Origin of the sequence: Actinomadura kijaniata NBRC 14229 (genome assembly GCF_001552175.1) — a bacterium.
In the GTDB taxonomy this organism is placed as follows: domain Bacteria; phylum Actinomycetota; class Actinomycetes; order Streptosporangiales; family Streptosporangiaceae; genus Spirillospora; species Spirillospora kijaniata.
On sequence record NZ_BCQR01000284.1, the window covers coordinates 1 to 7,479 of the forward strand.

The window sequence follows — 7,479 nt, forward strand, 5'->3', positions numbered from 1 at the left end:
CCCGAGCGCCCGCGCCCCGCGCAGCGCCACCGCCGTCGCCGGGCCCCCGGCCCGCGTCACCGCCAGCGCGCCGCCCACGACCACCGCCACGGCCGCGTAGACCAGCCCGGCCACCGCCGACGGCAGCCCGGCGAGCACGTACAGCGCCTCGGCCCCGTCCCGCCGCGTGAACAGGGTCCGCCGCGTGAACGGAGCGCGTCCCATCAGCCCATTCTCCCCGCCCGCAGGACGCGGCGCGCCTGCCGCTCCTGGAGCCGGGCGAACCCGAGGGCCAGCAGCGCCGTCACCACCGCCGCACCCACGCCGCCCGCCGCGTGGACCGCCCACGCCCCCGCGAGCGTCGGTCCGCCCCAGGCGTCCTCGTAAGAGCCGTCGCCCATCCCGACCAGCGGGCGCAGCGGATAGAGCAGGTTCAGCGCCACGACCAGCCAGCCGTACCCGGTCACCACGGTGGACAGGAGCCCGAGCGGCAGCGACGCCGCCGCGTGCGCCGCGACCCGCCCCCGCGCCGCGCCGCCCGCCTCCACCCCGAGCAGCCGCCGCACCAGCCGGACCTGGGCCCGGCCTCCCGCCAGCGAGACGACGCCAGCGGGCAGCGCCACCAGCGCGTAGCCCACCCGGCCGGGAAGATCCGTGCGGTTCGGTGACATCGAGCGCCCCTTTCGTCCCTTCCAGCTTCGGGTTCCGGGGGCGGCGGGTCGATCGTGCTGCCACGGAGAACGGGGGTTCGGTTTGCCCCACCCCACGTTTGAGGCTGGTGTGACGGGCAGAGCCCAGGGTGGAGGGGACCGAAAAGGGGGGAATCATGACCGCTGCCCGGCAGAAGGTCACGGGGCGCGCGCCGGTTCCGCGGGCCTCGGTGCTCGACACCGTCAAGGTCGCGGCCGTCGTGTTCGCGCCGGCCATCGCGCGGGGCGTCATCGCGCGCCGGCCGCGGATCGTCGCGCTGGCCGAGAGGATGGACGCCGACCGGAAGGCGGGGCGGTTGCTGCGGCGGCTGCGCGCCCGCCACGGCCCGGGGCCGCTCCGGCTGAGCATTCCGGGACGGTCGTTCGCGCTGGTCCTGACCCCCGAACACGTCGCGCGGGTCCTCACCGGGCCCGAGTTCGCCGCCGCCAACCGGGAGAAGCGCAGCGCGCTCGCCCACTTCCAGCCGCACGGCGTCCTCGCCTCCACCGGGGCCGACCGCGTCGACCGCCGCCGCTTCAACGAGCGGGTCCTCGACACCCCGCACGAGGTCCACACCGGGATCGCCGGGTCGGTCGCCGCCAAGGTCCACCAGGAGGCCACCGAGCTGCTGGGCCGGGTGGAGACCACCGGGACGCTGGAGTGGGACGAGTTCCGGCGGGTCTGGTGGCGGGTGATCCGGCGGGTCGTGCTGGGCGACGCCGCCCGCGACGACCACGAGGTCAGCGACCTGCTGACCCGGCTGCGGATGAACGCGAACTGGGGGTTCGCCCATCCCCGCCGCGACCGGCTGCGCCACCGCTTCGAGGAGCGCCTCCACACCCACCTCGCCCGCGCCGAGCCCGGCAGCCTGGCCGGGGTCATGGCCCGCACGCCCGTCACCGCGCGCACCGATCCCGAGCAGCAGGTCCCGCAGTGGCTGTTCGCGTTCGAGCCCGCCGGGATGGCCGCGTTCCGGGCGCTCGCGCTGCTGGCCACGCATCCCGACGAGGCCGTCCGGGCCCGCGCCGAGATCGGCGATCTGGCCGTTCCGCAGGACCTGCCGTACCTGCGGGCCTGCGTGCTGGAGTCGGTGCGGCTGTGGCCGACCACGATGGCGATCCTGCGCGACACGACCGAGGAGACCGAGTGGGGCGGACGCACCCTGCCCGCCGGGACGGGGCTGCTGATCCACACGCCGTCGCTGCAACGCGACGAGGAGTACCTGACGTTCGCCGACGCGTTCGCGCCCGAGACCTGGCGCGACGGCACGGCGGAGGCGCACTGGTCGGCGATCCCGTTCAGCGCCGGGCCCGCCGAGTGCCCCGGCCGCAACCTGGTCCTGCTGACGACCAGCCTGTTCCTGGGGACGCTGCTGCACCGCCACGACTTCCGGCTGGCCTCCGGTCAGCCCCTGGCGGAAGGGCGGCCGGTGCCGCGCACGCTCAGCCCGTTCCGGCTCCGGTTCGACGTGCGCCCGGCCACGGCGGACGTGCCGGACGCGGTCGCCTCGGCCTGACGGCGGGAGCGTTCCCGGCGGCGGTCCCGGCTCAGTCCTGCTGGGAGAACCCGGTCCGCCAGGACGCGATGCGCGGCTTCCAGCCCAGCTCCCTGGCGCGGGCGTTGGACGCCGGGCGGCCCGTCGCCGCCGCGTGCCGCGCGGTGCCCGGCGTCGGCATGCCGAGGGCCTCGCAGTACACCGGCAGCCACTCGGCGGACGTCGCGGGCTCGTCGTCCACGATGTTCACCGGGCCGGCGGGCCAGTCCAGCGCGGTCAGCACGGCGGCGGCCGCGTCGTCGGCGTGCACGAACGACGTCCACGCCGGGGTGCGCCGCAGGCTGCCGTTGCGGACCCGCTCGGCGATCGCCCCGTCGGGGGCGTACCAGGTGCCCGCGCCGTACAGCGCGCCGTACCGCAGCACGACCCCGCGCGGCATCTCCGCGACGGCCTGCTCCAGGGCGGCCACGCCCTCGTAGGGCGGCAGCGACGGGTCCAGCGGGTCGGACTCCACCGCCGGGGTGTCGCCCGGCCGGTACAGCCACGCGATGCTCTGCGCCACCATCGTCTCCACGCCCGCCGCGCGGGCGGCGTCGACCAGGTTGCGGGTGCCGACGATCCGCAGCCGCGAGTTGGCCGCGAAATCCTCGTCGCTCAGGTCGGTGAGCTGGTGGACGATCACGTCGGGGCGGGCCTCGGCGACGGCCGAGGCCAGCGCCGCGGCGTCCATGACGTCCACGACGACCGGCGTGGCCCGCTGGTCGGCCAGCGTCCGCGCACGCTCGGGTCGCCGGGTCGTGCCCGTCACCTGGTGGCCCGCCGCCACCAGCAACGGGACCAGACGGCGGCCCACGACGCCGGTCGCTCCGGCAACAAAGATCTTCAAGGGGGGAACCTCCGCGACTTGGCACGTCGTTGTGGTCGTCTTGACGGCAGCATAGTCGCGTATCGGCCCACGTTTCCGTTCCCTGCCGACCCGTCCCGGTCACCGATCGTCGCCCCCAGAACCCCCGGGTAACTCACATCACGCTCATTCCGGGCGGGCGAGCGGCAGCCGCACCTCCATCGCCGCGCCGCCGCCGGGGGCCTCGCGCGCGGCGACCGTGCCGCCGTGCGCCTCCACCAGGTCGCGCACGATGGCCAGCCCGAGCCCCGCGCCACCGGCGTCCCGGCTGCGGGCCTCGTCCAGCCGCACGAACCGTTCGAAGATCCGCTCCCGGTCCGCCGGGGCGACGCCGCTCCCGTCGTCGACCACCCGCAGGACCGCCGTGTCACCGGCGGAGGTCAGCTCCAGGCGAACGGCCGACCGGGCGTGTCGCACCGCGTTGTCCAGCAGATTGTTCACGACGCGTTCGAGCCGCGTTCGCGACCCGAGCACCACGGGTTCGGCCTCCACCGCCATCGCGACGCCCGGCCGCGCCGCGCCCCGCACCAGGTCGGCCAGCGCCACGCGTTCGGGGGCGGGCCGGTCCCCGGCGTCGAGCCGGGCGAGCAGCAGCAGGTCGGCGGCCAGCCCCTGCAACCGCACGACCTCGTCGGCCAGGCCGTCCACGTCCAGCAGCTCCGGATGCGCCTGCGCCACCTCCAGCTCGGCCCGCAGCGACGCGATCGGGCTGCGCAGCTCGTGCGAGGCGTCGGCGACGAAGTCCCGCTGCCGGGCCACCGAGCGCTCCAGCGCGGCCAGCGTCGCGTTGGTGGTGGCCGCCAGCCGCGCCACCTCGTCGCGGGACCGGGGCACCGGCACCCGCCGCGCCAGGTCCCCGGCCGCGGTGATCTCCGCCAGCTCCCCGCGGATCGCCTCCACCGGCCGCAGCGCCCGCCGGGTGACCAGCCAGGTCACGGCCGCGACGACCGCCAGCAGCACCGGCAGCCCGACCAGCATCGCCTCCCGGACCGTGCCGACCGCCTCCCGCCGGGTGTCCAGCGGAACGCCCGCGTGGACGGTGACGTCCGTGCCGTCGGGGGCCTCGGCCCGCACCGCCGCGAACCGGTACTCGGCGGTCTTCCCGTCCACCGTGACGACCCGCGTGGACGGGGCCGGATCGTCGTCCTCGTCGGACGTGGGGAACGTCACGTCCCGCAGGCCCTCGCTCGCGGCCCGGACCCGCCCGCCCTCGTCCACGACCTGGACGGGCTGCTCGTCGGCGTCCGGCAGGTCCAGCCCGCCGAACGGGGTCCCCGCCGCGACCCGCGTGGCGACCTCCCGCGCCGCGACCTCGGCCCGCACCGCCGCGTTCCGCGTCAGCTCGGCCTGGAGCAGCCACACCACCGCGACCCCGACCGCCACCAGCGCGACCGCCACGACCGCCGTGGCCGCGAGCGTCGTGCGGGCGCGCACCGACCCGAGCATCAGCGGCCCCCGCGCGCCGGGGGAGCGGCCGCCAGCCGGTAGCCGAGGCCCCGCGCGGTCTCGATCGACCGGAGCCCGAACGGCGCGTCCAGCTTGCGGCGCAGCGCGCTGACGTACACCTCGACGATGTTGGGGTCGCCGTCGTAGGCCGCGTCCCACACGTGCTCGATGATCTGCGCCTTGGACACGACCCGGCCGGCGTTGACCGCCAGGTGTTCCAGCACCGCGAACTCCTTGGCGGTCAGCTCGACCTCGGTGTCGCCCCGCCACACCCGCCGCGCGGCCGGGTCCACCCGCAGGTCGCCCACCGTGATCACCGGGTCGCCGCCCCGGGTGCGGCGGCGCAGCAGCGCCCGGACCCGGGCCAGCAGCACCACGTAGGAGAACGGCTTGCTCAGGTAGTCGTCGGCGCCGGTGTCCAGTCCCTCGGCCTCGTCGTACTCGCCGTCCTTGGCGGTCAGCATGAGGATCGGGACGTCGATCCCGGCGGCCCGCAGGTCGGCGCACACGCGGTAGCCGTTGCGGCCCGGCAGCATGATGTCCAGCAGGACCAGGTCGTAGTCGTGCTCGAACGCCAGGTCGAGCCCCGTGTTCCCGTCGTGCGCGACGTCCACCGCGAAACCCTCGGCCACCAGGCCCTTGGCGAGCGTGGCGGCGAGCCGGCGCTCGTCCTCGACGATCAGCAGACGCATGGGTCCAGGGTTCCAGACCGACCTGAAGCGTTCTTCAGGTCGCTTCAGGCGCGCCTCAGGATCGCCGGGGATGGTGAGGCACGTCGGTCGAAGAGAACCATCGAGGGAGTAACGCATGAAGCCCGCACTGACCGGTCGTCGCCTGCTCGTGACCGTCGCCGCCGGAACCCTGCTGGCCGCGGGCGGGGCCACCACCGCGCTCGCCGCGCGGGACGACGGCCGCGACGACCGCCCGCCCGCCGCGAAGGTGACCGCCGAGCAGGCCGCCGCCGCGGCCCTGAAGGCGGCCCCGGGGCGGGTCGCCGAGCTGGACCTGGACGACGAGGACGGCCGGGCGGTCTGGGAGGCCGACGTGCTGGCCTCGGACGGCGCCTGGCGCGAGGTGAGGATCGACGGCGGCGACGCCAGGGTCCTGGCGAACGTCAAGGCCGCGCCCGGCCAGGACGACGACCAGGGCGACGAGAACGACGGCCGGGAGGACGCCGCTGAGGCGAAGGCGCTGGAAGGGACCCGGGTCACCGCCGCCCAGGCCGCCGCGACCGCGTTGAAGGCCGCGCCCGGGACCGTGGTCTCGGTGGACTTCGAGCGGGCGGGGAACGGCTCGTCCTGGGACGTCGAGGTCGCGGGTCGGAACGGCGAGGAGCGCGAGGTGACCGTGGACGCGGCCACCGGCAAGGTCACCGCGAACGCGGCCGACCGCGATGACGACCGGAACGACACCGACGGCACCGCCGACAACGACTGATCGAACGCCTGCCGAACGCCTGCCGAACGCCTGCCGGACGCCTGCCGGACGTCCGGCGGGCGTTCGCGTCTTTGGATGCGCTTGACGGACTTTGCAATCGCCCGGGTGACCTGCGGGTTTTTGCTGGGAATAGTCCCCTTCGGAAGACCGCGGGGGGACCGATGGGATACCGGACGCAGGGGCGCCTTCCGGTGGCCGCCGTCGTGGCCGTGCTGGCCGCGATGGCCGTCGCCGGGACCGTGACGGGTTGCGGCGCGCCGCACAGGGCGCGGAACGCGTCCGGGACCGGGGCGCCCGCGCTCACCCGGACGCACCTGATGTCCGCCGAACCGGCGGAGATCTCCGCCGACCGGGCCGCCGCCGCGATCCTGAAGGCCGTTCCGGGCCGGATCGCCGTGCTGGCGGTGGACGACGAGGACGGCCGGGCGGTCTGGGAGGCCGAGGTGCTGGCCGACGACGGCGCCTGGCACGAGGTCCTGCTCGGCGGCTCCGACGGCCGGATCCACGCCGACCGCAGGGACGCCCACGCCGGGAGCGAGCGGACCGGGACGGTGCGGGCGGCCGAGGTGACCGCCGCGCGGGCGGCGGCCGTCGCGTCCCGGCGGAGTCCCGGCGCCGTCGCGGGAGTGGCCCTCGGCGACCGGAACGGCCGGCCGCTCTGGGAGGTGACGGTGGCCGGTCCGGGCGGCGCGGACCGGAAGGTCCTGGTGGACGCCGCCACCGGCGCGGTCGTGCCCCCGGCCATGGTCATGCCCGGCGCCCGGCGCAGCAGCGCGCCCGTCGGGATGAGCGCGGCGACCGCGCGGATCACCGCCCGGCAGGCCGCCGAGGCCGCGTCGCGGGCCGTCCCGGGCCGGGTCGCGGGGCTGGACCTGGACGCGGACGAGGACCGGTTCGTCTGGGAGGCCGAGGTGCTGGCCGCCGACGGCACCTGGCGTCAGGTGCGCCTGGACGCGCACGACGCCGCGCTCCTCGGCGTCCACCCGGACACCTCGGACCGGGGCGACGACGCGGCCAGGGCGAAGACGCTGCGGGAGGCGGGCACCGACGCCGGACGGGTCGCCGCGGACGCGCTGAGGACCGCCCCGGGCATGGTGGTGTCGGTGGACCTGGACCGCAGGCGCGCCGTCCACGTCTGGTCCGTGGAGGTGGTCGAGGCGGACGGGGACAAACGCGAGCTGACCGTCGACCCGGCCACCGGCGAGGTCGTCGCTTAGTCGGCTGGCCGCCCCCGAAGCGGGCTCGGGGTGGGGTTGGCGGGGGTGTGTAGACCCTCGGGGGTTTAGGGCCTGTGGGGAGGCTTGGCGAAAGCGGGGGTTGGGGTTTTGGGGGTTGGGGTTTCCGGTTGGGTGTAGACCCCCGGGGGTTTGTGGTCTGTGCGGAGGGCTTGGCGAAAGCGGCTGTGTTGGCCTTGGGGGGACCGTCCCCCCAAACCCCCACATCGGGCCCGCGCACGCCGGGAAGACTCCGCTGGCGCTCCGCTTCCCGTCGTGCTGCGAACCCTGGCAAGGGGGCCAGCCCCCTTGGA

At 75.9% G+C, this 7,479-nt stretch carries 8 protein-coding genes; 3 read left to right on the forward strand and 5 right to left on the reverse strand.

The window, feature by feature from the left end; translation table 11 throughout:
* Positions 1-204 (reverse strand): hypothetical protein (locus AKI01S_RS47425; protein WP_218010088.1); only part of this gene is annotated, 204 nt, incomplete at its 3' end.
* Positions 204-650 (reverse strand): hypothetical protein, encoded by a 447-nt coding sequence (locus AKI01S_RS47430; RefSeq protein ID WP_157420704.1) that lies wholly within the window; start codon positions 648-650, stop codon positions 204-206. The genes AKI01S_RS47425 and AKI01S_RS47430, both read right to left, overlap by 1 nt.
* A gap of 155 nt (positions 651-805) precedes the next feature.
* Between AKI01S_RS47430 and AKI01S_RS47435 the strand changes: the two genes are divergently transcribed.
* On the forward strand, positions 806-2,185 hold the full coding sequence (locus AKI01S_RS47435; protein ID WP_067833400.1) for a cytochrome P450: 1,380 nt from the start codon (positions 806-808) through the stop codon (positions 2,183-2,185).
* A gap of 31 nt (positions 2,186-2,216) precedes the next feature.
* On the opposite strand, the gene AKI01S_RS47440 is transcribed toward AKI01S_RS47435, so the two are convergent.
* The 3 genes from AKI01S_RS47440 to AKI01S_RS47450 all read right to left on the reverse strand — a co-directional run bounded on the left by AKI01S_RS47440 (position 2,217) and on the right by AKI01S_RS47450 (position 5,206).
* The gene (locus tag AKI01S_RS47440) at positions 2,217-3,050 is read right to left on the reverse strand and encodes an NAD-dependent epimerase/dehydratase family protein (protein ID WP_067833403.1); all 834 of its coding nucleotides are present in this window, start codon (positions 3,048-3,050) and stop codon (positions 2,217-2,219) included.
* Positions 3,051-3,194: 144 nt separating this feature from the next.
* Positions 3,195-4,502: a sensor histidine kinase gene (locus AKI01S_RS47445; protein ID WP_245682088.1), complete on the reverse strand. Its 1,308-nt coding sequence runs from the start codon at positions 4,500-4,502 to the stop codon at positions 3,195-3,197.
* A gap of 11 nt (positions 4,503-4,513) precedes the next feature.
* On the reverse strand, positions 4,514-5,206 hold the full coding sequence (locus tag AKI01S_RS47450; RefSeq protein ID WP_067833408.1) for a response regulator transcription factor: 693 nt from the start codon (positions 5,204-5,206) through the stop codon (positions 4,514-4,516).
* 115 nt (positions 5,207-5,321) lie between these two features.
* Here AKI01S_RS47450 and AKI01S_RS47455 point away from each other — a divergent pair, with 115 nt between their 5' ends.
* The gene (locus tag AKI01S_RS47455) at positions 5,322-5,951 is read left to right on the forward strand and encodes a PepSY domain-containing protein (RefSeq protein WP_067833411.1); all 630 of its coding nucleotides are present in this window, start codon (positions 5,322-5,324) and stop codon (positions 5,949-5,951) included.
* A 161-nt stretch (positions 5,952-6,112) separates the two neighbouring features.
* Positions 6,113-7,168: a PepSY domain-containing protein gene (locus AKI01S_RS54535; protein ID WP_067833414.1), complete on the forward strand. Its 1,056-nt coding sequence runs from the start codon at positions 6,113-6,115 to the stop codon at positions 7,166-7,168.
* Positions 7,169-7,479: the final 311 nt, after the last annotated feature.

Excerpts from the sequence above, each read along its gene's own strand:
- AKI01S_RS54535 (WP_067833414.1), top strand. The coding sequence starts at position 6,113 with ATGGGATACCGGACGCAGGGGCGCCTTCCGGTGGCCGCCGTCGTGGCC.
- AKI01S_RS47455 (WP_067833411.1), top strand. The coding sequence starts at position 5,322 with ATGAAGCCCGCACTGACCGGTCGTCGCCTGCTCGTGACCGTCGCCGCC.
- AKI01S_RS47435 (WP_067833400.1), top strand. The coding sequence starts at position 806 with ATGACCGCTGCCCGGCAGAAGGTCACGGGGCGCGCGCCGGTTCCGCGG.
- AKI01S_RS47430 (WP_157420704.1), bottom strand. The coding sequence starts at position 650 with ATGTCACCGAACCGCACGGATCTTCCCGGCCGGGTGGGCTACGCGCTG.
- AKI01S_RS47450 (WP_067833408.1), bottom strand. The coding sequence starts at position 5,206 with ATGCGTCTGCTGATCGTCGAGGACGAGCGCCGGCTCGCCGCCACGCTC.